At 63.3% G+C, this 24,651-nt stretch carries 20 protein-coding genes; 8 read left to right on the top strand and 12 right to left on the bottom strand.

The window, feature by feature from the left end; all coding sequences use genetic code 11:
* Positions 1-148: 148 nt before the first annotated feature.
* Positions 149-1,069 (top strand): formylglycine-generating enzyme family protein, encoded by a 921-nt coding sequence (locus tag AC5YGJ_RS02735; protein WP_496185623.1) that lies wholly within the window; start codon positions 149-151, stop codon positions 1,067-1,069.
* Between the two features lie 147 nt (positions 1,070-1,216).
* On the top strand, positions 1,217-2,056 hold the full coding sequence (locus tag AC5YGJ_RS02730) for a formylglycine-generating enzyme family protein (RefSeq protein ID WP_496185622.1): 840 nt from the start codon (positions 1,217-1,219) through the stop codon (positions 2,054-2,056).
* A gap of 201 nt (positions 2,057-2,257) precedes the next feature.
* Here AC5YGJ_RS02730 and AC5YGJ_RS02725 read toward each other — a convergent pair whose 3' ends face one another.
* Positions 2,258-3,307, bottom strand: a complete 1,050-nt coding sequence (locus AC5YGJ_RS02725) for a DUF6708 domain-containing protein (protein WP_496185621.1) — start codon at positions 3,305-3,307, stop codon at positions 2,258-2,260.
* A gap of 318 nt (positions 3,308-3,625) precedes the next feature.
* Here AC5YGJ_RS02725 and AC5YGJ_RS02720 point away from each other — a divergent pair, with 318 nt between their 5' ends.
* Complete coding sequence (locus AC5YGJ_RS02720; protein ID WP_496185620.1) at positions 3,626-3,919, top strand: hypothetical protein; 294 nt, start codon at positions 3,626-3,628, stop codon at positions 3,917-3,919.
* A 97-nt stretch (positions 3,920-4,016) separates the two neighbouring features.
* Complete coding sequence (locus AC5YGJ_RS02715) at positions 4,017-4,928, top strand: formylglycine-generating enzyme family protein (protein WP_496185619.1); 912 nt, start codon at positions 4,017-4,019, stop codon at positions 4,926-4,928.
* A gap of 64 nt (positions 4,929-4,992) precedes the next feature.
* On the opposite strand, the gene AC5YGJ_RS02710 is transcribed toward AC5YGJ_RS02715, so the two are convergent.
* From AC5YGJ_RS02710 to AC5YGJ_RS02660, 11 genes are all read right to left on the bottom strand, one after another.
* Positions 4,993-7,911 (bottom strand): DNA repair protein, encoded by a 2,919-nt coding sequence (locus tag AC5YGJ_RS02710; RefSeq protein ID WP_496185618.1) that lies wholly within the window; start codon positions 7,909-7,911, stop codon positions 4,993-4,995.
* A 36-nt stretch (positions 7,912-7,947) separates the two neighbouring features.
* Positions 7,948-10,839, bottom strand: a complete 2,892-nt coding sequence (locus tag AC5YGJ_RS02705) for a type VI secretion system Vgr family protein (RefSeq protein WP_496185617.1) — start codon at positions 10,837-10,839, stop codon at positions 7,948-7,950.
* Between the two features lie 119 nt (positions 10,840-10,958).
* Complete coding sequence (locus tag AC5YGJ_RS02700; RefSeq protein WP_008268344.1) at positions 10,959-11,309, bottom strand: hypothetical protein; 351 nt, start codon at positions 11,307-11,309, stop codon at positions 10,959-10,961.
* A gap of 23 nt (positions 11,310-11,332) precedes the next feature.
* On the bottom strand, positions 11,333-14,086 hold the full coding sequence (gene tssH, locus AC5YGJ_RS02695) for a type VI secretion system ATPase TssH (protein ID WP_496185616.1): 2,754 nt from the start codon (positions 14,084-14,086) through the stop codon (positions 11,333-11,335).
* Between the two features lie 66 nt (positions 14,087-14,152).
* Positions 14,153-15,244, bottom strand: a complete 1,092-nt coding sequence (gene tssG / locus AC5YGJ_RS02690; protein WP_496185615.1) for a type VI secretion system baseplate subunit TssG — start codon at positions 15,242-15,244, stop codon at positions 14,153-14,155.
* On the bottom strand, positions 15,208-17,043 hold the full coding sequence (tssF, locus tag AC5YGJ_RS02685; RefSeq protein WP_496185614.1) for a type VI secretion system baseplate subunit TssF: 1,836 nt from the start codon (positions 17,041-17,043) through the stop codon (positions 15,208-15,210). Before tssF ends, tssG begins: the two co-directional genes overlap by 37 nt.
* Positions 17,043-17,531, bottom strand: a complete 489-nt coding sequence (gene tssE, locus AC5YGJ_RS02680; protein WP_057496761.1) for a type VI secretion system baseplate subunit TssE — start codon at positions 17,529-17,531, stop codon at positions 17,043-17,045. The genes tssF and tssE overlap by 1 nt, the downstream gene beginning before the upstream one ends.
* 126 nt (positions 17,532-17,657) lie before the next feature.
* Positions 17,658-18,155 (bottom strand): Hcp family type VI secretion system effector, encoded by a 498-nt coding sequence (locus AC5YGJ_RS02675; protein WP_006465355.1) that lies wholly within the window; start codon positions 18,153-18,155, stop codon positions 17,658-17,660.
* A 146-nt stretch (positions 18,156-18,301) separates the two neighbouring features.
* Entirely contained in the window at positions 18,302-19,792 is a 1,491-nt protein-coding gene (gene tssC, locus AC5YGJ_RS02670) for a type VI secretion system contractile sheath large subunit (RefSeq protein ID WP_107230863.1), read from the bottom strand.
* A gap of 3 nt (positions 19,793-19,795) precedes the next feature.
* Positions 19,796-20,296 (bottom strand): type VI secretion system contractile sheath small subunit, encoded by a 501-nt coding sequence (tssB, locus tag AC5YGJ_RS02665; protein WP_107230864.1) that lies wholly within the window; start codon positions 20,294-20,296, stop codon positions 19,796-19,798.
* A 30-nt stretch (positions 20,297-20,326) separates the two neighbouring features.
* On the bottom strand, positions 20,327-20,950 hold the full coding sequence (locus AC5YGJ_RS02660; RefSeq protein ID WP_107230865.1) for a tetratricopeptide repeat protein: 624 nt from the start codon (positions 20,948-20,950) through the stop codon (positions 20,327-20,329).
* 239 nt (positions 20,951-21,189) lie between these two features.
* Between AC5YGJ_RS02660 and tssJ the strand changes: the two genes are divergently transcribed.
* The 4 genes from tssJ to AC5YGJ_RS02640 all read left to right on the top strand — a co-directional run.
* Complete coding sequence (tssJ, locus tag AC5YGJ_RS02655; protein ID WP_496185613.1) at positions 21,190-21,813, top strand: type VI secretion system lipoprotein TssJ; 624 nt, start codon at positions 21,190-21,192, stop codon at positions 21,811-21,813.
* A 216-nt stretch (positions 21,814-22,029) separates the two neighbouring features.
* A complete protein-coding gene (tssK, locus tag AC5YGJ_RS02650) occupies positions 22,030-23,364 on the top strand; it encodes a type VI secretion system baseplate subunit TssK (protein ID WP_107230867.1) in 1,335 nt (444 codons plus the stop codon).
* Complete coding sequence (gene icmH / locus AC5YGJ_RS02645; RefSeq protein WP_107230868.1) at positions 23,364-24,155, top strand: type IVB secretion system protein IcmH/DotU; 792 nt, start codon at positions 23,364-23,366, stop codon at positions 24,153-24,155. The genes tssK and icmH overlap by 1 nt, the downstream gene beginning before the upstream one ends.
* A gap of 10 nt (positions 24,156-24,165) precedes the next feature.
* The coding region (locus AC5YGJ_RS02640; protein WP_496185612.1) for a contractile injection system protein, VgrG/Pvc8 family at positions 24,166-24,651 on the top strand (486 nt) is incomplete at its 3' end.

Genomic DNA, 24,651 nt, shown 5'->3' with positions numbered 1-24,651 from the left:
CGGCTCTGCACACAGCCCCGCCCACTACATAGATCCACCCGGAACCCGATATCGATCGAAGCTCAACAATGACAGGGCCGAAGCAAAGGTTCACTCAAGGATTCCCCTGACGCTGCTAGCATCTACAGATTCGGAGAAGGAGCTGAATGTGCGTAGTTGTCGACTGTGGCCCATTGGGATCCTCGCCCTCCTTCCCTTAGCCTCTAGTGCATGCGCTGGCGGACCCACCAACAGCGCCCCCCAAGCTCAGGAGCGCGAACATGCAGGCGCAAGTCTTCAGCAGCAGATCACCCAGGATCTGGTTCGAATGAAGGGTGGAACCTTTCTGATGGGTGACTTTGGTCCAGTACACAACGCCGACAAGCTTCCTTACAGCGGCGAGACCAACGACGATGTTCTTCGCAGGATCACGCTGAGTGACTTCTCGATAACTGCTCACAAGATATCGGTTGAGCAGTACGATGCGTTCTCCGATAGCACTGGACGCCCCCGGATCGGCACTTCCGAGATCGATGCAGGTCTCTATCGAAAGGATGTGAAGGCATCAGCGGGCGTGAGCTGGACTCAGGCACAAGAATTCTGTGCCTGGCTGGGAAGCAAGACGGGTAAGCGAACCACACTTCCAACCGAGGCAGAATGGGAGTATGCCGCACGCTCGGGCGGAAAGATGGAAATCTATGCGACTGACAATGGTCGGATCGACGATGGTCGAAACGTGGCCAGCTTCGATCAGAACATGGATGGAAGTGGCGTTGCTCTGGGCAAGTATCCACCCAATCCCGCGGGACTCTACGACATGATCGATCATGGTCATGAATGGGTTCAGGACTGGTACGAAGCCAGCTATGCGGAAAAGGACCTGCGCGACCCGCAAGGTCCAAAGAATGGGAGCGAAAAGGTCATTCGCAGCAGCACCAACCAAGGAGGGGACTCACTCGCACTTGTGTCGATGACGTTCACGCGCGCGTCTCGCGCGCCCGGTGCGGCGGCACGAAAGGATCCCAAAGGCAACGATATTGAGGCCAATCAGAACTATGGATATGGTTTCCGATGCGTAGTTCGCGATTGAGCAAGCGCCAACAGCATTCACTCACAGCGATACGACCGTTGCTAATAGGCGAGCCTCGGCCGAAGGAGTTCTTCATGTCTACGTTCTCACTTCGGACGGCTGTCCTGTTAGCCATCCTGCCACTCACTACCTCGGCGTGCGCCAAGGATGAAAGGTCGTCGCCCCAGGCAAAAAAAAGGCTCCGGCGCTGAAACACAGCAGAAGATCATTTCGGACCTGGTTCCGATCAAGGGTGGCACGTTCCTCATGGGCGATTTTGGCCCCGTACACAACGAGGACAAACTGCCCTACAGCGGAGCAATGAATGATGACGTCTTCCGCAAGATCACGCTGGACGGCTTTTCGATCATGGCCCACAAGGTATCGATTGAGGATTTTGATGCTTTTACGGACGCGACTGGCCGTCCCAGGGTGGGCACCTCCGATCTCGTCGCAAGGCGATATCGCGCTGACCCCAAAGCCGCTGCAGGAGTGAAATGGCAGGACGCTGTGGACTTCTGCACGTGGGCCGGAGCGGCATCTGGCCGGAAACTGACACTTCCCACCGAGGCGCAGTGGGAATTCGCAGCGCGCTCAGGCGGAAAGATGGTTGTGTATCCGACCGATACAGGCACAGTCGAGGATGGTCGCAATGTCGCAAGCCATTCTCAGCACCAGGATGGTAGCGGAGTCGCTCTGGGCAGGTTTCCTCCCAATCCCGCTGGACTGTACGACATGATTGATCACGGCTACGAATGGGTCCAAGATTGGTATGAGGAGGCTTACTCTGGCGGCGACTCCAGAAATCCTTCCGGCCCAAAGAGCGGCACACAGAAGGTCACCCGAGGGAATAGCAATCGCGGTGGTGATTCGCTCGCTTTGCTTTCAATGACCTTTACTCGCGATCATCGCCTTCCGGATCCTCCGAAGAATAAGGACATCGATGGCAGTGAGATCGATTCCAATCAGAACAGGAGCCACGGGTTTCGCTGTGTCTCCCAGAACTGAGGCCTGAGCACACCCGTCGGAGGCGCTCGGTGGGCGGCAAGTTTCTGCCGCCCACCAGTGCTCATGCAAGCATGGCTTGATCGTCCCGCTCTAGCCAGAGTCCTGGGGGATCTATCACCGCGAACGTCTGCCGACAAGCACCATCCGACCCAGCCGAGTTGCACAGGGTCCTGCATGCCACGACATCGCCATGGCCATATCTCAGGCGCTGATTGACTCCTGCTGGAGTTGCCTCCGAACCTCGTCATTGCGAGCCTTCGCGGCGGCAATCGACTCTTTCCAGAAGCGCTCCATCTCGTCCGCCCGCCCTCCTTCTCGATTCACGCGCCCATAGACAGCAGGTGCGCGAAGCGGGGGCATTCCGGAAGTCGAAGATGCTCCACGTCGGAGCACAGACGCTGGCCAAACCGGCTTCCTGCACAGCTTCATCGCCAGGAAGCGGAACAGCGCCCAGGGCAACGTCAGCGGCAGCGCAATCCACATCAGCCCTGCGCCCGCGGAAGAGACATGAATGATGAAGGCATTGCGGAAGCTCGGCACCACTGAGGTGTAGAGCTGCAACGGCGGGAACGGAAGCGCGGAGCGCCCTTCCTCCATAAAGCGCCTGATCATCTCCCAGTGTGCAAGGGTGATCGCCGGACTAGAACCGCTGTCCGATCCGACCGCAAATGTATGAACAACCTGATCCCCTCGCATCACAAGCCCACGAAGGTCATAGGTGTGCCCCTCATCTGGGCCTAAGGGTTTGTCTCTGCCAATAACGAATTTCACGTCCTGCCAGGATGCCGAGACGGCCTTACCACGCTTGCCGGTGAAGACATGCACCTGTTGTGCAACCCGATCAAATCTCACTGGATAGTACTGATAGCGCAGAACGTCTCGTAAGAGCAGCTTCCAGAAGATGAACACCAAGAATCCGAGAACGAGGGCGACCAGGCCCGCGATCGCGCATGTATCACCTGACTCCAGCGGACCGACTCGATCAACCAACGATGCGGTTGCATGCAAGATCGCGACGACAAATATGAGACCAAGCGCAATGAACACGCTCGCCCCCATCAACGCCCAACCTCGATATAGAAAGTGACGATCAACATACTCGATGGAATCATCATCAATGGAGATGATTCCCTTATCGATCGGCGTGAACGTGGACGAATCAAACCGGCGCACATCAGCGCGCTTTTCATACTCAGTCAAGGGACGCTTGTTGCGATAGCGCTGGGCCAGCCAGCCGGCAAACTGGCTCATCGCCAATCTTCCACGTGCGTGAAAGCAAAGTTGCATCCGGACGGCACCCGGCGAGCAATACCGTGTTGATGAACATTCATCCCAACGAGCGCTCAATCGAATAGATGATGTAGAGGCCCGCCCCAACGCCAAGCGCGGTACAGATCAGTGGCCATGGTCTCTCCAGGAATCCAAGCTTGGGATTGTCCCGCCAGCTCCGGTACCAGCGATCCTTTCCAGTAGCGGCATCATCATGCCCGATCTCGTTCGGCCATGCAGGAATACGGCAGGTGGACGTTGCCACTCAACGCCCGATAGCGATGAAACTGAAAGGCAAGCATGAGACGAGGTGAAGCCCAAGACGGAAGCGGGACCGCTTTGGGCAAGCTCCCTGCCAATCTGGCTGGGCTCTACAACATGACCGACCATGGCTTCGAATGGGTCCAAGGCTGGTATGAGGAAAGCTTCACCGCAGGAGATGCAAGCAACCCTCTCGGATCGAAGAAAGGAACGGCGAAGGTCATTCGAGGAAACGACAGTCGCGGCGGTGATTCGCTTGCATTCGTATCCATGACGTTTCTGCCCATTCCCGCCTCTGCACTCGCCCTCACGGGCATGATGCGGCGATCTTGAAGACCCCCGTCACAGAAGCCCCACAGCCCCGGCACAGCGTTCACTCACGGCGATGTGACCGTTGCTAATATGCGAGCCTCGGCCAAAGGAATCCTTCATGTCTATGTTCTCGCTTCGGACAGCTGTCCTGTTAGCCATCCTACCGCTCACTACCTCGGCGTGTGCCAAGGAGGAAAGGTCATCCCCCCAGGCAGAACGCGGCTCAGGTGCTGAAACGCAGCAGAAGATCATTTCGGACCTTGTTCAGATCAAGGGTGGCACGTTCCTCATGGGCGATTTTGGCCCCGTACACAACGAGGACAAACTGCCCTACAGCGGAGCAATGAATGATGACGTCCTCCGTAAGATCACGCTGGACGGCTTTTCGATCATGGCCCACAAGGTATCAATTGAGGACTTTGATGCCTTCACGGACGCAACCGGCCGCCCCAAAGTAGGGACGTCAAAAATCGACGCTGATCTGTATCGTGCTGACCTCAAGGCTGCCGCCGGAGTGAAGTGGCAGGACGCCATGGACTTCTGCACATGGGCCGGGAAGGGGTCAGGCCGGAAGCTTACGCTCCCAACCGAGGCGCAGTGGGAATTCGCGGCGCGATCGGGAGGCAAAATGGTTGTATTTGCGACCGATACAGGCAGTATCGATGATGGTCGCAATGTAGCGAGCTACTCCCAGTACGATGACGGTAGCGGAACTGCCCTAGGCAAGTTCCCTCCCAACCCTGCTGGACTTTACGACATGATGGACCATGGCTTCGAATGGGTACAGGACTGGTATGAGGAGAATTACTCCGGGGGTGACGCCCGCAATCCTACAGGCCCCCAAAATGGCATCGAGAAGGTCTTGCGCGGAAGCAGCAAACGCGGCGGCGATTCTCTCGTACACACCTCAATGACTTTTGCGCGTGATCACCGCCCCCCCAATCCGGAAAAAATTCTAAACTCCGATGGTGATGTGATTGATGCCAACCAGAACGCGAGCTATGGATTCCGTTGCGTCAGTCAGGACTGAGCGCTGAGAACTCCTTCCGGAAGTAGCAGGCGGGCGACAGAGTACTGTCGCCCGCCCCCGCCCTTCAGGCAAGCATGGTCTGATCGTCCCGGTCCAGCCAGAGCCCTGGGGGGTCCATCATTGCGAATGTCGGCGACTCAGTGCCGTCCAATGCGGCCAATTGGACCGGATCTTCGATGCTCATGATCTGAGCGACTTCATATCCCTTCGGGAATTCGTTGAGCAGCTTCGAGCGCTTCTCAAGGAACGATTGCAGATAAGAATTTCCCACATCTCCAACCTTGTCGCGGGAGTGCTTGTTCATCGTTCCGAACACGCTCGGGAGATCGTTGTTCAACGAATAGCCGTAGTCGAGGAAGCGCACTACGTCGCCTTCCGCCTTTCCTCCGTCGGGCCGTCGCTTCCCCTCAATCGTCATGTGCTGCATGACATTCATCCACTCCGGCCTGGATGTGACAGGCTGCAGAATATTCAGTACCGCCTGCTTGTGCCCTGGTAGTGCGTGGATCTCGATGTCGCCCCAACCCGGAGAGACCTCGGGAAGATTGCGCGCATGGGATTCAGGGTAGTGCCGTGTAACGGCGTAGAGCAGCATCCCTCTGGTTTCGGGCGTCGCGTAAATGAGCCAATCTGGTTTGCTATTGATGCGATTGACGAGCGCATCGCGGGCACTGGCACGCTCCAGCCGACCTAGCAGATCCTTGAATTTTATATCTATAGCCTCAACACTAACCGCCAGCTCCTTTCCCAGCTCACTATCTTTTGCAATGATTATAAACAGGAGCTTCGAGAGAGATTCGAATGCATCTTGGGCAATATAGGTAAGCCTGATAAATCCTGCGTGGGCCAATTGATAGAAGACCCACTTTACAAACTCCTTCATCCCTCCCACATCGACGGCAAACTCAACGGCGCCCTTGGCCCCCACCCCCCAGCACAACCGCGCAGAGGCCCTGATGCGGAACCTTCCATTGTTGAAGAAGATGTGCAGCTGAGCACTCGCGCCGGCGCCAGCGTTCACTGCAACGTCCAAGGCGATCTTGGCGAAGCTCACGGGTTCCTTCCGATCTGGCGGCAACCAGCGCAGATCCCCAGACGGCGTGATCCCGCCTTCAACACCGGCAAAGACCTCCGCATTGATGTGGACGCCGACACCGCTTTCCTTCGCTGCTGACTCGTTCATACCGAACATGCGGACCCGCCGCGGGTCCATCTGTGCACGCGGCAATCCTCGCTGCGTATCAAAATTTTCCGCCAAGGAGTCAGAGCGATCACGTTGAACTGCGGTGGCGACAGGCTTCTTCTGCACATACTTGATCTCGGCGGAGCCGGCCAAGGTTCCCTTCGCGCCAACGAATCCGTACAGGTCGCAGGACAGGACAAACACAATGGCGCCAAGATCCACGTCGCCAAACTGCATCTGCCAGCCCTTGATACTCGGCACGGAGTAGCTATGCGTCCATTTTCCCTCAAAGAGAATCAACTTGGCCGACGCACTGGCCTCGGCCTTTGCTGAGGCAACCCCCTTTTTGGGATCCCATGTTGCAGCGCTGCTCGCGCCAGCACCCGCAACAAAGCGAAGCCATTGCGAAGCGCTCGCAACTTCATAGGAATCACTCTTCTTCACGTGCTCGACGAACTCATTCCCACCGGTCTCGATGATGTCGAAGACGAACGGATCCATCTTCGTCTCGGCCTTAGCAGAGAGCGTGATCGTACGGAGCGACTTCTTGAAGTCCTCCGCATCGAATGGCTTGGTTCCGGTTACCTCGTGCTTCCCCTCGCTCGAGCCACTTACCGGACCGCCCTTGACCTTGGTTCCGATGGAAGTATTCACCGCAGTGGGAATGCCCATGATCCGGCGTTTCTTGATCTCCTCGTACTTCTTGGCAGGAATGTAGCGACGGCGCAGACCCGAGCGCTCCGCCATGTTGCTTCCTGCATGACGTCCCTTGTCATACGTCTCGAAAGTAACGACTTCCTTCAGGTCAGTAAGCTTCGAGAAGTTCTCATTGAGCATCTTTGCTACATCGTCTTCGGCGATGCCCAGCGCCTTCTCCGCAGCTGCAACCGCATTCGCATCCCGTCCCTGAAGCGCATTGTCGAGATTGGCGCGCGATCGGTGCAGGCCGGCCATGGTATTTTCGATCATGCCACTGAGCTCTTCGAACTCACTCCAGACATCCGGAGTCAGCAACAACAGCTCCCGCGCCTCGGCGTTAAGGATCGCCGGTGCACTGATCTTCCCGTCAACTCTCGCAGTACGGCCCTGGCCTGACTCGCTCATCGCGACCTGGCTCTTCATTCCAAGCACGTACAGCGTGGTGGACTGGCCCTTGATCAGTGGATCCAGCATGTCTGTGCTGCGGCCGACTTTCGCCCCGCCGAGATTGAAGTGGAACCGACGACGACCGTTGCAGGTGATGCGCGGCGTCATGCCGTTCTTGTCGGTGTTTCCCTTGATGGGGCGGCCCGCGGCGTCGTTACCGGCAACTTCACGCCCCTTCGCATCCACGCCATAGGCCAGATAGGGCGCATTCGGGATCGCCTTCTGGTCGGCCTGCATCTGGAACTTCACCCGGAAGTACGGCTGCAGCTCAAGCGCGCACTGGATCGGCGCCATCGTCATGATGGTGCTGTTGAGCTGAAGCTCGATATCGTGCGAGACCGCCTTCTTCTGGCGGCCGGCGAAATCCGGTTGCGCCCACTTGCGCTGGTCGAAGTCCCAGACTTCCAGTTGGAATCGAATTGTTGTGGGCGGAAGGAATGGGACCTGCGTAGCAGGTTTGACCCCCTTGTCCAACGGGTTCTGTAACGGATTCGGCGTGGTGTTCACGAACTTCGTGAGGCCCTGCGCGTCGGTGGTTCCGTTGACGACTTCGTTGCGATCAGGCAGCTGCAGGATCCGGTAGCGGACCTTCGCGGCGGGACGCTGCTGGCCGTTATCGGCCAGATAGTAGAGTCTGAAATTTCCGGTTGCCATGGTGTCTTCCTTGTCGCGCGGCGGTCGTCAGCGCGCTTACGCTTCGTCGTTGAGGTAATAGCCTTCGTGCTTGGTTTCACCGTCGCCGACGAAGAGATGGATGTTCTGCGGGCCTTTGGTCACCACCTGCTCGGTTTCACCCTGCGCATTGGTGGTGCCCTCCCGTGTACTCCCATCGGGCATGACCAGAACGTACGGCGAGTTCGGCATCGGCTGTCCCGCATAGTCGCGAAGCACGTACTTGAGCTTGTAGGCATCTGCAGGATTCGGCAGAACGAGCGGCGCAGTAACACTCGCCGGCCCCACCCAATCGCGCTGGCTGGCCTTGAACTCCACCTTGCCCGGCGCGCCCAGCTCGATGTTGTCGCCCTCAATGCGGATGTAGGCACCGGCCGCCGTCGCCAGCAGATGCTTGCTCGGTGCCGACAACTGCACATCCGCTTCGGTACTGGCGATACGCACCTGGGTCTTGGCCGCCACGACCATCTGGTTCTTGTGCGCGCGCGCACTCACCTTGCCCTGCGCGGCGTGCAGCGCGATGCCGCGCTCCTGGTTCGGGCTTTCGCCGCTGGGCTGCACGCCGGCGGTGTACAGCACCAGCCCGCCGGCCACCGCCATCGTCAGTGAGCCCTGCGTCATCCAGTTCAGCGCCACGCCGCTGGCCAGCGTGGTGTGGGTACCGCTCACCCACACCTGGTCGGCCGGGGTCAGGCTCAGCACGTCGGCCACGCCACTGCCCAGCAGTACCGGCGCGCTCCAGCCCGGCGCTTCGCCGTCACCCCCGGCGATGCTGCCGGCGGCACTGCCGCTGTGGGTGGCGCGCAGCGTCTCCTGCAACTCGGTCAGCGTCGCGTCCACCGGCAGTTCAGTCGGGTCGTTGGGCAGCTGCGCCTGCTGGTTGACCGCCGATTCGGCCAGCTGCTGCAGCAACTGCTGGCTTTCCTGCAGCTGGCTCAATGCCTGCGGCGCGGCCATCTGCGGCGTGCCCTGCTCGGTGGTCAGCAGCAGGCCACGGCCGGCGCGCAGCGCGCCCTGGGCCTGGGTGGACAGCTCCACGCCAAAGCCGCGCTCGCCCTCGCGCATGTTGTCCTGGCCGCCCTTCAGGTGGCCCAGGGTCAGCGTGGTCTCGTGCTGGGTGGTGGACAGCTGCGCGCGGCCCTGCCCGGGCGTGTCGTCGAAGCGCAGCTGCTGGTAGCCGCCGGTACCGCCCTGGCTGTCGGCCAGCGCCTGGCTCTTGAAGCCGGTGTACACCGCGGCGTGGTCATTGCCCTCGAACCAGGCGGCGGCGTTGCCGGTGGCGCTGGCGCCGCCGCCGTTGATCTGGTTGTGCGGTGCGTCCTGCTGGCCACGGCCGTTGTAGACCGCACCGACCACCACCGGGCGGTCGATGTCGCCTTCCAGGAACGCCACCAGCACTTCCTGACCGCGCCGCGGCAGCACCACGCCACCCCAGTTGTCGCCGGCCCAGGGCGTCATCACCCGCACCCAGGTCCAGGCGCCACCGTTGGCCGGGGCGTTGTCGTCGCCACCGGGATGGGCCAGCCCGCTGCTGGCGTTGCCGCCGCGCTGCCACGGGAACTGCACCTTGATGCGGTGGTCGCGGTCGGACAGCAGCGGCTCGCCGTCACTGACCACGATCGCGCTGAGCGTGCCGGTGATGGTCGGGCGCGGATGCAGATGCGCGCCGTGGCCGTCCTCGGTCTGCGGCCGGTAGCTCACCTCGGCCGGAATGGCGACGAAACGGTTGTCGTAGAACGCGGTGGACACCTCGCCGGGGGCATCGCCGTAGGCCAACCCGGACAGCGCGCCCGGCAATGCCGGCGCGGCCACGCTGGAGGGGCCCAGTGCCTGCTCCAGTGCATCGAACACGTCGGCATCGAGGTTGTTGCGTGCCTGGTGGTGCACCGACAGGCACAGGAACTGTGCGTCCTCGCCCACCTGCGGATGCTGCGACAGGCCGAAGCGCGCGCCCGGCGCCAGTGCCCGCCATTGGCCGGCACCGTCGATGGTATGCGCGCGCACGCGCAATGCGTCCAGGTGCTGCTGCGCGCGGCGCTGGCCGCGGGCGTTGTCCTGCCAGCCGTAGGGCCCGCAGGTATCACGATCGACGATGCCCAGGTCGTTGCTCTGCGCGGCCTCGGCGCTGGCCTGGCGGCGCTCCAGGGTGCGGTAATCCCAGGTGGCGCGCTCGACCTTGCCCGGTCGCCAGCGGTGCGCGGTGGACCACTGCTGCACGCTGTCACTGCGCTCGCTTTCGTCGCGGCGATGGAAGCGCACGCTGCCCAGTTCGGCGGTGTCGTGGCTGTGGTCGGCCAGCACCAGCGTGTGCGCGCCGAAGTCCGTGCCGCCGGGCTCGCCGGCATGCTCGAACCAGTAATAGATGCCCTCTTCGGCCAGCAGGCGCTGGACGAAGGCCAGGTCGCTCTCCTGGTACTGGGTGGTCAGGCTGCGCCGGGCGTACTGGCTGGCGTCACCCAGCGACCAGCGCCAGGCCGGCGCCAGCCCGCTGTAGTCGGCGAACAGGTCCTCGACGATCTCGACCACGGTCTTGTCGTGGAAGACGTAGCTGTCCACCCGCTGCGACAGGAACGCCAGCCACGGTTGCAGGCGCAGCCGGTAGCGGGCCAGCCCGCCGTTGCTGCCCAGCCGCTCGGCGGCGGTGATGCGTCCATGCAGCGGGCGCACGCTGCCATCGGCCTGCTGCAGCTGCAGAAGCGCGCCCTGCCCGATCAGCGGTGCCAGCGCCAAGCCCGCGTCCAGCGACAGGGCGGTGATCGTCCACTGGAAGCCGAGGCCGTCGATCTGCTCGACGCCATCGAGGGTTTCGGCGACCAGCACGTCGCTTCCCAGCGGCGTGTGCAGCCGCAGGAAGCGCTGTGCGTGCGAGGGGCCGGCCAGGGCCGCCCGCAGGTTGTTTACCAGGTCCATGGTGTTTTCCCGACGTCCCCTACTTCAAGGTGGTCTGCATGCGACGTGCGCATCGGTTGCCTCCGCTTCCCGCTTCCGCGCGGCCTGCGTCCCGACCGGGGCGCAGGCACGCACAGCCATCAGGCCGCCTGGACGATCTCTTCCAGCTGCAGGCGGACGCCCTCGCTGATCTTCAGGCGGTAATCGCGGCCACCGGCGGTGATCTGCAGCTCGCGCACATTGCTCACCAGCTGCGGCTTGCCGACCACCGGGGCGTCCATGTGGATGCGCCAAGAACCGCGGCTGATCTGTGCGGCGATGTTGCGGGCATCCTGGCGGGCCGCCGGCACGGCGGTGTCCAGCAGTTCGATCACATGCTCCGGGCGCAGCCGGTTCCAGGCACGCACGCGGTCCAGCTCGCGACCCAGGCCCAGCTCAAGGCTGTCACAGTGGTTGAGGGCCGCTTCGCGGTCAAATCCATAGAATTCCATCAGCGTTCTCCTTCTGCTCAGTGTCATGACACTTTGTATTTGAAGTCACCCTTCTTGCCGGCGGTGACCTTGATGGCGTTGATCCGATTCCCTTCGGCCATTGCCGCCAGCACGCTCTCGGCGATCTCCGGCAGCAGGGTTCCATTGAGGATGTGGTCAACGTTGCGCGCACCCGAGTCCACTTCGGTGCAACGTGCAAGCACGGCCTCCACCAGGCTGTCGTCCCAGCTGAAGGTGGCCTTGTGATTGGCAATGACGCGGTCGCGGATGCGGCCGAGCTTGAGCGTGATGATCTGCGCCAGCACGTCATCGTTGATGGGGTAGTACGGCACCACCTTCAGGCGGCCGAGGAAGGCCGGCTTGAAAGTGCGCATCAGCACCGGGCGCAGCGCTTCGGACAGCGCCTCGGCAGCGGGAATCTCTTCGGCCGGCTTGTTCAGGCAGGCCTGCATGATCTGCGAGGAGCCGATGTTGGAGGTGAGGATGATCAGCGTGTTGCGGAAGTCGATCTCGCGGCCCTCCGCGTCATCCATCATGCCCTTGTCGAACACCTGGAAGAACATCTCCAGCACGTCCGGATGGGCCTTCTCGACCTCGTCCAGCAGCACCACGCTGTACGGGTTCCGGCGCACCGCCTCGGTCAGCACGCCACCCTCGCCATAGCCCACATAACCCGGCGGCGAGCCCTTCAGGCCCGACACACTGTGCGCTTCCTGGTATTCGCTCATGTTGATGGTGACCAGCTTGCGCTCGCCGCCGTACAGGATGTCGGCCAACGCCAGCGCGGTCTCGGTCTTGCCGACGCCGGACGGGCCGACGAACATGAACACGCCGCGCGGCTTGTTCGGGTCTTCCAGCTTGGCGGTCGCGGTGCGCACGCGCTGGGCGATTGCATCCAGGGCATGGTCCTGGCCGATCACGCGTTCAACCAGCAGCGTGCCCAGGGTACGCACGGTGCGGATTTCATCCTTGACCATGCGGCCCAGCGGCACGCCGGTCCAGGCCGAAACGATCTCGGCAACCACGGTGCCATCGACCTGCAACGGCACCATCGGGGTTTCGCCCTGCAGCTCGCGCAGTTCAGCCTGCAACCGCGCCAGCTCGGCGTGCTGCGGCGACAGTTCCGGCGTGGCCTTGCCACGCTTGGTGGCCGGCTTGGCCACAGCCACATCGCCGTCGGCGTCGTCGGCGGCAGCGTCGGTGTCGCGCGTCTCATCGCCGCCCTGCTCCAGCTGCTGGCGCAGCGCGGCGATCCGGCTGGCCAGGTCGCGCTCGCGGCCCAGACGCTCTTCGTTGCTGGCCAGCACGGCCTGCGCCTCGGCCTGCTGCGTATGCAGTTCGGTCAGGCGTTCAGCATGCTGGTCGCTGCCGCCGGCGGTTTCGCGCTGCAATGCTGCGATTTCCGCCTGCAGGCGGTCCAGATGCTTGCGCGTATCTTCGATGATGGCCGGCGTGGCGCTCTGGCCCAGCGCAACCTTGGCGCAGGCGGTGTCGAGCACGCTGACCGCCTTGTCCGGCAGCTGGCGGCCGCTGATATAGCGGTGCGACAGGCGCACGGCCTCGGTCACCGCCTCGTCCAGCACGCGGATGTTGAAGTGCGCTTCCATCAGCCCGACCATGCCACGCAGCATCGCTGCGGCCAGCGCCTCGCTGGGCTCTTCGACCTTTACCACCTGGAAGCGGCGGGCCAGCGCCGCGTCCTTCTCGAAATACTTCTTGTACTCGCCCCAGGTGGTCGCAGCGATGGTGCGCAGCTCGCCGCGCGCCAGCGCTGGCTTGAGCAGGTTGGCCGCGTCGTTCTGGCCGGCGGTGCCACCGGCGCCGATCATCGTGTGCGCCTCGTCGATGAACAGGATGATCGGATGCGGGCTCTTCTTGACCTCGTCGATCACGTTCTTCAGGCGGTTTTCGAACTCACCCTTGACGCTGGCGCCGGCCTGCAGCAGGCCCATGTCCAGCGTGTGCAGTTCCACGCCCTGCAGTACATCGGGAACATCCTTGTCGGCGATGCGCCGGGCCAGCCCTTCGACCACGGCGGTCTTGCCGACGCCGGCCTCGCCGGTCAGGATCGGGTTGTTCTGGCGGCGGCGCATCAGGATGTCGATCACCTGGCGGATCTCGCCGTCGCGACCGATCACCGGGTCGATCTTGCCCTCGCGCGCCCGCTGGGTCAGATTGGTGGTGAACTGGTCCAGCGCCGGCGTCTTCGACAGGCCGCCCTTGGCCTCGCCCGGCACCACGCCCTCTTCCTGATCGCCCTCGCCCGGCGCCGAGGCGTCGGCGAAACGCACGGTCTGCACCGCTTCCTGCGAGCCCTCGGTGAGCTTGGCGAAATCGTGCTTGAGTTCGTCGCGCTTGAAGCGCACGAACAGCTTCGAGCCGCGGTAGGCCAGCTGCGAAAGATCCGGCTCGGTCAGCAGCGCCAGCAGCAGGTGACCACTGCGGATGCGGGTGGTCTCCGAATCCAGTGAGGCGATCAGCCAGGCATGCTCGAACAGCTTGGGAATGTGCTGGGAGAACACCGGGGTGCGGCTGTTGCCGGTCTTGAACTGGCTGATCTCGTCGTTGAGGTCACGTTCCAGCGATTCGGGCAGGATGCCGCTGCGCCGAGCGATCAGCACGAAATCGCTCTGCGGCTGTTCAAGCAGGGCCAGGAACAGGTGCTCCAGGTCCACCTCGTAGTTGCCGCGCGCCATGCACAGGTTCGCCGCCCGCTCGGCCGCCAGCCGGCAGGTGTCGTCCAGTTTGCTGATCAGGGTCTTGAGGTTGATGCTCATGCGGAAACACGCACTCCTTGCTGGAACCGTTCGGGGGCCGGCGGCGCGGACGCCACCGGCGCTGTGTCATTGCAACGTGTGGATGCCATAGGTGGTGTCCTCACGGGAAGTGGACTGCTTCTGGGTACACAGGTAGCTGTCCCAGCCAAGGCGGACGCCACCACCGCCGCCGAGTGCGCTGCCCTGCACATCCTCGGCGCGAAGCACCAGCCGCACTTCGTATTCAAGAACGCCGCCGGTCAGCAGCGACAGCCATTTGCTGAGCGCCTCGGCGGCACTGCCACCGGGCAGGAACGCGTCGAACTGGTCGCGGCGCAGCGGGCCGATGCGCAGGCGCAGGCGCAGGTCGCGCTGCCATACGCGGTCACCGGCCAGCGCACTGGCGCCCAGCACGGCATTGGCCTGGCCCAGGCGGGTGGCCTGCCCCGCCGGCACGCGGTACCAGGCCCCGACGAACTGCTCCAGGTGCAGCGGCACCTGGAAGTAGTCCGACAGCACCCGCTGCATCAGCATCGCCGACACCGGGCGCTGGCGCACCGCACCCGCGTAATAGGCCACGGCCTGGTCGAAGATCTCGCCCTCGCCTTCGTGCAGGCGATCGCGCAGCTCGCTCATGCCCATGCCGAGCAGCGACAGCACCAGCGGCAGAAAGCGCTCGCGCCGGTCCAGTTCGTACTGCAGCGCCAGCCGGTGTTTCTTCCAGGCAGCGTAGTGCAGCGACACCGCGCGGGTGGAGAAGATATCCAGGAACGCACGCGCGGTGCGGTCGCGCTGGTACAGCTCGCGCAGCTGCAGGGTCTCGGTGTAGTGCAGCGGCAGCGCACCGGCCGTACCCAGCAGGCCCATGAACTGCGGGGTCAGATGGACCTCGGCCAGCTCCTCGCCATGCAGGGCCTGCTCGATGGCTTCACGTCCCTGCAGACGCTCGCCCTTGAGCGAATAGACCTCGCCGTCGGCCGACAGCTCGGTGGCGGGAAAACCCAGCGACAGCGAGTTGCGGAAGCGCACCCGCATCGGCACGGCCTGGCCGGGCTTGACGCCCTGGCGCTGGAACACCTGCTCCAGCAACCGCACCGCCTGGAAGAACTGGAAGCGGTGCGGTTCGGTGAGCAGCTGCTGGGCTACGCCAGGATCGATTCGCCGCTGCGCGCTGGGCATCGGACGATCTCCTCTCCGCTGTCGCCGGACACCAGCACCAGTCGGGTAAAGCTGTTGGCATGCACATACAGTGCAAAGAAGTGGTCCATCACCTGGGCGAAGGCAGCCACACCGGTACCCACGAAGTGGGCTTCATTGAGGGTCAGGCGGATCTCCAGGCCACGCACCACCGAGGCGAACTGGCGGCCATGCATCCAGGTGGTCACCGGGGTCTGCTGCAGTTCAAGGATGCCGTCGATCTGCCGTGCCGAGACGGTGCTGCCGGACAGGTCGTACAGGCGCAGCATCTCCTTCAACGCGGGCAGGCCGCTGGCGGTCAGTGACAGCTGGTTCAACGACAGGTGCGAGATCAGGCGCCATTGCGCATTGCGACCATGACGGAACCGCAGCGGCTTGCTCGGCTTGCGCAGCAGGCTGATCGCCCTGGCCGGGCTGCCGCCTTCGATGTTGAGATCACCGCCAGCGACGCCAAAGGCGAGCTGGTTGGGCAGGTCGCGATTGCTGCAGGTCAGCTCCAGGCTGACCGTATCGGTCTGCGGCAGCACCGGGTTGAACGAGAGGTCGACGAAGCTGATCTCGGTCTCGAAGCCCGGGCTCTGCCGGGCGATGTCCTCATCACGGCGCGCCACCCAGTACTGGCCAGTGCGCTCGGGATCTTCGCCATGATGCAGTGAATAGAACGGGCGGAAGGCCTGGATCAGCTCGCCCTGCGGCGTCTGCCGGATGCGGTGCACCGAATCGATCGAGTGCACCTCGTAGGCGAAGGCACGGCGCGCGTCGGCCAGCACCGGATAGTTCACCGTGCGGTGGGTGACCCGGATCGGTTCGCCACTGGTCTGGAACAGGTTGACGATGGGGGTGCAGCCCAGGCGCAGATTGTGCGGCCCCAGCTCCTCCAGCACCATCGTGTTGTCACGGTCCTGGCCCTGCGCCTGCAGCACCAGATGCAGGGTGAAGCGGCGGCTGGCACTGGCGGTCAGGGCCGGCAGGTGCAGGTCGACGAAACCGAATTTCTCCGGATAGGCGAACAGTTCGGTCAGCAGCCGGTAGGCCGGATGCGAGCGCGCCGGGAAGTCGATCAGGGCTTCATCGTCGGCAAAGCCGACCGGGCTCAACGGCACGTTGTCCAGGCGCCGCCAACGGCCGTCGCCATCGGATTCCACATAGGCCGCCTTGACCCCCAGCATCAACGCATCGCGCAGCGCGGCGCGCACCGACGGCTCACCGTCGAGGAACAATCGCAGGCGATCGGTGCCCAGCTGGTGGAAACCGAGCTGGTCGGACAGCAGCTGGAACCCCATCGAGATCTGGCCGCCGCTGCCGGCGGGCAGCGTGGTGGCCATCGGCGCATCAGCCACGCTGCGGTACACCACCTGCTGCACGCCGATCGGCGCCAGCACCACGTCGTAGGCGGTGCGGAAATCGCAGGGCACGCCCCGCACCGGGCGGCTCTGCAGGGCGGTGCCACGCGGCACGCGCACCGGCGCGCTCAGTTTGGAGGCCACGCCTTCCATATCGAAATGGGCGATCGAGCAGGACGGAAACGGCCGCAGGTAGTGCGGATACAGCACGTCCAGCAGCGCATCGGTGAACTCAGGATAGTCATCCTCGATGCGCTTGGACACGCGCGCACTGAGCAGCGCGAAGGCTTCGATCAGGCGCTCGACATGCGGGTCCTGGCTGCCTTCGGCAGACAGCTGCAGGCGCCCGGCGATCTTCGGGTAGCGCTCGGCGAACTCACGCCCGTAGCGACGGAGATAGGCCAGTTCGCGTTCGTAATAGGGCAGCAGATCCTGCATCAGGCGGCCTGCGTACGGCGTGCGCGGGTGACCTGGTACTGCAGGGTCGACGGCTGCAGCATCGCATCGAAACTGACCGGCTCGCGCGCCGGCTCCAGGTCCAGCAGCGCGTGGATGGTGAAATGCAGCCCGCCGGCGAACTGGTTGCCTGCATCAAGATGCACGTTGACATTGCGCAGGCGGCGCTCATGACGCGCCACGGCCTGCTCCAGCGAACGGCAGATGGCCGCCCGGTCGTAGGCATTGGCCAGGCTCATGGCCGAGAAATCGGCCAGCCCGTAGGTCAGCAGCGACTGCCGGCAGTTGGGAAATTCTTTCATGTCGCCCTCCTGGAACGCGGCGCGCGAGTTCAGCAGCCCCTCCAGGTCGCGGGCAATGGATTCCTTGTACTGCTCAAGCGAGACGGACTTGAAGACCGGCCCGGCGCCCGGTTGCTTGGGGGCGTCGTCGAACAGTTTTTCCAGCAGGCTGGGTTCGAGTCCCTTCATTGGAAGATCCACTCAGGTTCGGCATCCGTGCGGGCGGCAACGGTGCAGCAAAGGCGAGGCCGATCCTGGCCCCACCCAGCGATCAGACTGCGATGGCGCACTAGGCGCCATCGCAGCGACACAACATCACACGGTGTAGTTCGGGATGTTCTTGGTTGCGCTCCACTGCGCCACGGTCTTGCCACCAACGCCGCCTTCCGGCTTCTGCTGCTGGTAAGTCCACTTGATGGCGCCGAAGCTCAGCTGAACAACTTCCTGCGGCATGCCTTCCTTGTCCACCGTCGTGGTGACGCGATGGACCAGCACGTTCAGCAGTTCGACCGTGTAGTAATTGATCGCGTTGCCGTCCTTGTCGGCGCGCATGAACTGGATCTGCGCCTTGGGGAAGGTGGTGCCGTTGGAGGCGGCCTGGTTCAGGGCCGTGGAGGCGAGGTCGATCGACTTGGTGATTTCGATCGGGGACAGGTTCACGCGGGCAGCGGTGGTGCCGCCGGAGGTCGACGCGGTGGCCGAACGCGGCTGCAACAGGTCCTGCGAGAACGACTGGATTTCGATCCAGTCCTTGTGCTTGTCGTCGTGCGACTCGCCCTTGATGGTGTCAATCGAGAGGAAAGCGTGCTGCATATCTGGTCTCCTAAATTCCGTTCTTCCGTGAGATTTGATGTGCCAGGCGCGGGCCTGGCGGTTAAGGGGGGCTACGCCCTCTTGAAATAAGCGTCACTGCAATCCGGGGAGCGGACTCCCCTGGACGCTTCAGTTACAGCAAACCGTTACGACTTTTTCGCGGACGCCGGCAGTTCGGCGACCAGACGCAACGAAACAGACAGCTCATCGAGCTGGAAATGCGGCCTGATGAAGGCCACCGCGCGGTAGACGCCAGGCTTGCCCGGCACCTCCGAAACCTGCACAGATGCTTCGCGCAACGGGAACTGCGCCTTGGCTTCCTGCGACGCGTTGTCGTCCAGCAGCACGTACTGGGCGATCCAACGGTTCAGGAATTCCTCGACGTTGCCCGCCGAAGCGAAGCTGCCGATCTTCTCGCGCATCATCGCCTTGAGGTAATGGGCGATACGCGAGACCGCGAAGATGTACTGCAGCTGTGCAGACAGGATCGCGTTGGCATTGGCCGAATCGGTGTTGTACTTCTTCGGCTTCTGTGCCGACTGTGCGCCGAAGAACGCGGCGTAGTCGGTGTTCTTGCAGTGCACCAGCGGCATGAAGCCGAGGTCACTGAGTTCCTTTTCACGACGGTCGGTGATGGCAACCTCGGTCGGGCATTTCAGCGCCACTTCACCATCGTCGGTACGGAAGGTGTGGGTGGGCAGATCCTCGACCAGGCCGCCGCCTTCCACGCCACGGATGGCAGCACACCAGCCGAAGCTCTCGAAGGCCTGGGTCAGACGGGCACCCATGGCGTAGGCGGTGTTGCACCACAGGAACTTGCTGTGGTCGGCCGCTTCGATCTCTTCGACGAAGTTGAAGCCCTCGACGGTGGTGCCGTCCTTCGGATTGTACGGCAGGCGGCCGAGGAAGCGCGGCATGGTCAGGCCCACGTAGCGGCTGTCCTCGCTCTCGCGGAACGACTTCCACTTGGCGTATTCGACGGTGTCGAACACCTTGGCCAGGTCGCGCGGCTTGCCCAGGTCGGTGAAGGTCTCCAGGCCGAACATGCCTTCGCTGGCAGCGGAGATGAACGGCGCGTGCGCCGCGGCGGCCACGTGCGACATCTGCTCGATGAAGTACATGTCCTCCGGCTGGCGGCCGAGGAAGTAGTCACCGATCAGCGCACCGAACGGCGCACCACCGAAGGTACCGAATTCTTCCTCGTAGACCTTCTTGAACAGCGCGCTCTGGTCGAAGTCGATGGCCGACTTGAAATCCTTCACCAGGTCCTTCTGCGGCGAATTGAAGACCTTGATCTTCATGTTCGGGCCGGTGGAGGTCTGCTGGCACAGGTAGTGCAACCCGCGCCAGCTGCCTTCCAGCTTCTGGAAGGCATCGGCGTGCATGACCGCGCTGAGCTGCTCGGAGATGATCCGGTCGATCTCGGCGATGCGGGCATCCAGGGTGAGATTGAGGTTGTCGGAGACCACCACGGTGCCGTCCAGAACTTCCTTCGCCAGCGCGGCGATGATGTCCTTGGCGCGGTCATGTTCGGTCTGCGACTTGGCGACCTTGCTCTTCTCGACGATCTGGTCGAGCAGGCCCACCTCTTCGGCGACGGCGGCCTGGGTGGCCAGTTGGCTGGCATCGGCTGACATCGGTCAGTCCTCCTTGGTCACGCCGAGCTTCTTCAGCTGCTCGGTGTTGTTGAGCACATCGGTCAGCAGGTCTTCCAGCTTCTCGTTGCCGGCCAGCTTGTTGCGCAGGTCGGCCAGCTTGGTACGCGACTCGAGCAGGCGACGCAGCGGTTCGATCTGCTGCACCACCGCCTCCGGGCGGAAGTCCTCGATGGAGTTGAACTTCAGCTCGACGCCGAACTCGCCGCCGTCGTCACTGATCTTGTTCGGCACGCGATACACCGCGCGCGGCGCCACGCCCTCCATCACTTCATCGAAGTTGTCCAGATCGACGTTGACGAACTTGCGATCCTTGACCTTCGGCAGCGGCTGCTCCGGGTTGCCGCTGAAATCGCCCATCACGCCGACCACGAACGGCAGTTCCTTCTGTTCGATCGCGTCGCCCTTCTCCACGTCGTAGGTGAGCTGGACGCGCGGCGGGCGGATCTTCTGCAGCCGCTTCTGGATGCTTTCCTTCTTGGCCATGAGTGTCTCCTGACTGGGGCCGGTTCCGGATCAGTTGCCGATGTTCTGGAACGGATCGGAGGTGTTGGAGCGGGCGGCAGGCTTGGCCGGCTGCGTCGCGGCGGGCTGGGCGGCGGCGGCCGGAGCGACGGCACGACCGGCGCGGGTACGGGCGCGCGGCTTGGGCTTGGGCGTCGGGTCGAGAATGGCGTCACCCATGGTGTTGCGCAGGGTGGTGGCCAGGGTCTGCGCTTCCTTGCGGGCGGTATCCGACGCCAGCGCGCCACGGCCCTGCAGGCGGGTGAGCGACTGGTTGGCGACGCGGAAACCGGCAACGGTGATCACACCATCGGCAACCAGGTCGTTGGGATCACGCTGGAGCACCTCTTCGGCGGCAACGATCGCACGGGCGTACTGGCCCTGGTCGAACTGCAGCTGTGCGATGCGCACCCACGGTTCCTTGCGCGTCGGGTCGGCCTTGGCGGCCAGCTCGAACGCGCTGATCGCGGCATCGGCGCCGCCAGCGGTGACCTGCGCCTCCGCATTGCTCAGCGTGGTTTCGAACGGCACGACCTCGGCCTTCTTCGGTGCCGATGAGCAGGCCGCCAGGCCCGACAGCATCATCAGCGCGAACATCGGCCGGTACACAGCCTTCCCCATTGCCTTCACTTCCATAGTGATCCCTCGTCGAAATTAGTTCCTAAAGGGAGCCGAATCTCCGCCGATACAACGCACGGGATTCCTGCCCCTGTCGTCGGCAGTGTACATTCGCGAATACGCGTCGGTATAGTGAATTTCGTCAAGAATATGGCGAATTTGATAGACACACTCTTCACATCCCGATGTGATATTCGCGAGCAGAAACCTTTATACGCGCACCTTTCACCCCCGCACTCCGAGCCCGCCGACTGCACATGAATGCGCAACTTTTCCGACTCCACCGCGTGATATCCGTCACGATTTTCTCCCTCATTATCTCCAGCTCACTGTCCGGATGCGCCAGTGACAGCAAACTGGGTAAAGCGATGGACAAGACATTGCAGGCGGTCGGCATCCGCGAGGAGAAGCCCGAGGCACCGCCAGCGATTCCGCTGCGCCTGTATGCCGGCAGCAACCTCAATGCCGGCAATGACAAGCGGGCCACGGCGGCGGTGGTCAAGATCTACCACCTGCGCAGCCTGCAACGCTTCGAACAAGCCCCGTTCAATGCCTTCCTGGACCAGGCCGGCGAGCAGGCAGCGCTCGGTGCGGACCTGCTGTCGGTCAACGAAGTGGTACTCACCCCCGGCGCCCGGCAGGAATTGTCCGAGCAGCTGAGTGAAGGAAGTGCAGTGCTCGGCGTGGTTGCCCTGTTCCGCGCCCCGGCCGAGAATCGCTGGCGGCTGGCCTTCGACACCAAGGGCAAGACGCTTCCGCAGGACGGCGTCACCATCGGCGTGCATGCCTGTGCACTGACCAGCGACAGCAAGGCCTTGTTGACACGTATTTCCGGCGATCCAGGCAGTCTTGCATCGATCCGCTGCGCAGGGGCGAAGTAATTCCGCGCCGGAATTCTGGCACTCGATTTCGCCGATGCGATAGTATCCCCTGATGCAACGTTTGCCCCCGCGTGCTTAATGTGAGATCCAACTCACACTTTCACATTGCTGGATAGGGGTTCTCGCCACAGGGGAAGGTGAGAATGGCGGGATCGGCCCTCGCGGACGATATTTTCGAGCTATTTCCAAGGATTGAACGTGGCTTATGTAAGCAGGATGTCGAAGGTTCTCTGGGGTGAAGGATTGTTCCTGCGCCCCCAGCATTTCCAGCGTCAGGACGCCTATCACGAAGCGCGGCTGCAGGATCTTTCGCAGACGCTGCATCCGTATGGCTGGGGTGCGCGCCGGGTGCGTTTCGATCCCCATGCGCTGTCGGGTGGGACGCTGCGCCCGCTCGACCTGTCGGCTGTGTTCCCCGATGGCGAGACCTACGATGCGCCGGCCCATGACAGCCTGCCCGATGCGGTCTCGCTGCAGGATCTGCCGCCCGGCGTGCAGTCCACGGTGGTCTACCTGGCACTGCCATTGCTGCGCGACGATGGCGCCAACTGCGCCGATGCCGAAGGCACCGTGCTGGCCCGCTATCGGCAGGCCAACCGCGATACGCAGGATCTGTTCACCGACGCGGTGGAAGCCGAGCTGGCCTTCCTGAGCAAGGCGGTGAAGCTGCTCACCGACGACCAGCCGCGCGATGCCTATGCCACGGTGCCGGTGGCACGCGTGCGCCGCACCTCCAGCGGCGGCTTCGAACTGGACGATGAGTTCATCCCGCCGTGTGCGCAGTTGCAGGCATCGCCGTTCCTGCATCGCGAACTGCGCGCCGTGCTCGACGCGCTGCAGGCCAAGGTGGACGCGCTGTACGGCCTGCACCGGCAGACATCGCAGAACATCATCGAATTCCGCTCCGGCGATATCGCTTCGTTCTGGCTGCTGCACACCATCAACAGCTCGTTCAGTGCACTGGCGCACCTGCTGCATCATCCGCAGCTGCATCCCGAGCGCCTGCACCAGGAGCTGCTGCGCATGGCCGGTGCGCTGCTGACGTTCTCCAATGCGTACCAGCTGGGCGATCTGCCGGTGTATCGCCACGACCAGCCGGAGGCCTCGTTCCGCAAGCTGCTGGAGATCGTGCGCGCCCTGCTGGATACGGTGATCTCCACGCGCTACTTCAAGATCGCGCTCAACGAGATCAAGCCGTCCTATCACCTGGGTCGCCTCGATTCGCAGCGCATCGATGGCAATGCCTCGTTCTACCTGTCTGTGTCGGCCTCGCTGCCGGCGCAGGAGCTGATCCAGAGCGTGCCGGTCCGCTTCAAGGTCGGCGCGCCGGACGACGTGGAGAAGTGCGTGCTGTCGGCGCTGCCCGGCGTGAAGCTGGTGCATGCCGCGCAGGTACCGGCGGCGATTCCGGTGCGCCCGGGCAGCCACTACTTCGAGTTGGACGCGCGCGGCGCGCTGTATGAGCGCATGCTCAAGGCGCAGTCGGTGATGATCTACGTGCCGGCCGGCATTGCCGAGCTGAAGATGGAACTTGTGGCGGTGACCTCATGATGAACTCTCCCCTGCCCCCGACCCCGGGCCCGATGCCGTCGCTGACCGCCAATGGCGCGATGGTCAATCCCACGCCGCAGGCGGCCAATCCACAGAGCCTGCAGGACCTGATGTCCGACGGCTTCTACCTGCTGCTGCTGCTCAAGCGCGGGCAGCTGCCGCACGATGCCGAAGGCTTCGTGCAGACCGTGCAGAAGTTCCTCGATGGCGTGGAGCGCAACGCGATGCGCATGGGCGTGGCATCGGAGGATGTCTACGCCGCCAAATACGCCTTCTGCGCCGCTGTGGACGAAGCGATCCTGTCGCAACCTTCCCCGCTGCATGAGACCTGGGAGCGCAACCCGCTGCAACTGCGCCTGTTTGGTGAGCACCTTGCCGGCGAGCACTTCTTCGACCGGCTGGAAGAGCTGCGCCGCCAGGGCGCGGCGCGCCTGCCCTCGCTGGAGGTCTACCACTACTGCCTGCTGATGGGCTTCGAGGGCAAATACCGCCTGGAAGGCACCGAGAAGCTGGGCTACCTGACCGCACGCCTGGGCGATGAAATCGTCTACCTGAAGGGCAAGCGCCACGGTTTCGCACCGCACGCGCTGCCGCCGGACAACGTGCGTCACAGCCTGCGCCGCGTGGTGCCGCTGTGGCTGCCGGCGGTGGTGGTGGGCTGCTTCGGCATCGTCGCCTTCTTCGGCATGCGCACCTATCTGGGCCACGAGACGCGCCAGCAGCTGGCCGCCTACAACGATGTGGTGCAGATGCCCGAGCGCACCGCGCACATTACGATCACCTTGCCATGAGCCTGATGATATGGACATCCCAAGCTCCGCACTGCTCGCTTCCCTCGCCTCGCTGTCGCACCGCGACCGCCTGATCCAGCTGAAGGGGCCCGAGGCGGGCCTGGTGGTCGAGCGTTTCGAAGGTACCGAAACGGTCTGCGGCGACAACCGCCTGCAGATCGACTGCCTGGCCACCGATGCGTTCCTGGACCTGGACCCGTGGCTGGAACAGCCGCTGACCCTGCAGCTGCGCCAGGCCGACGGTGCGCTGCGGCAATGGCACGGGCTGTGCACCGAAGCGGCGCAGCTGGGCAGCGATGGCGGCCTGGCCCGCTACCGGCTGATCCTCGAACCGTGGACCGCACTGCTGCGCCTGCGCCGCAATGCGGTGATCTTCCAGGACCTGGACACCCGCGCGATCTGCGAGCAGATCTTCGCCGACTACCCCCAGGCGGTGTTCCGCTTCGACGTGCAGGCCGCGCTGCCGGCGCGCGCGATCACCACCCAGTACCGCGAA

The organism is Stenotrophomonas sp. CS3K5, from assembly GCF_059515225.1.
The sequence above is the reverse complement of the archived record's forward strand: the minus strand, read 5'-3'. Positions and strand labels throughout refer to the sequence as shown.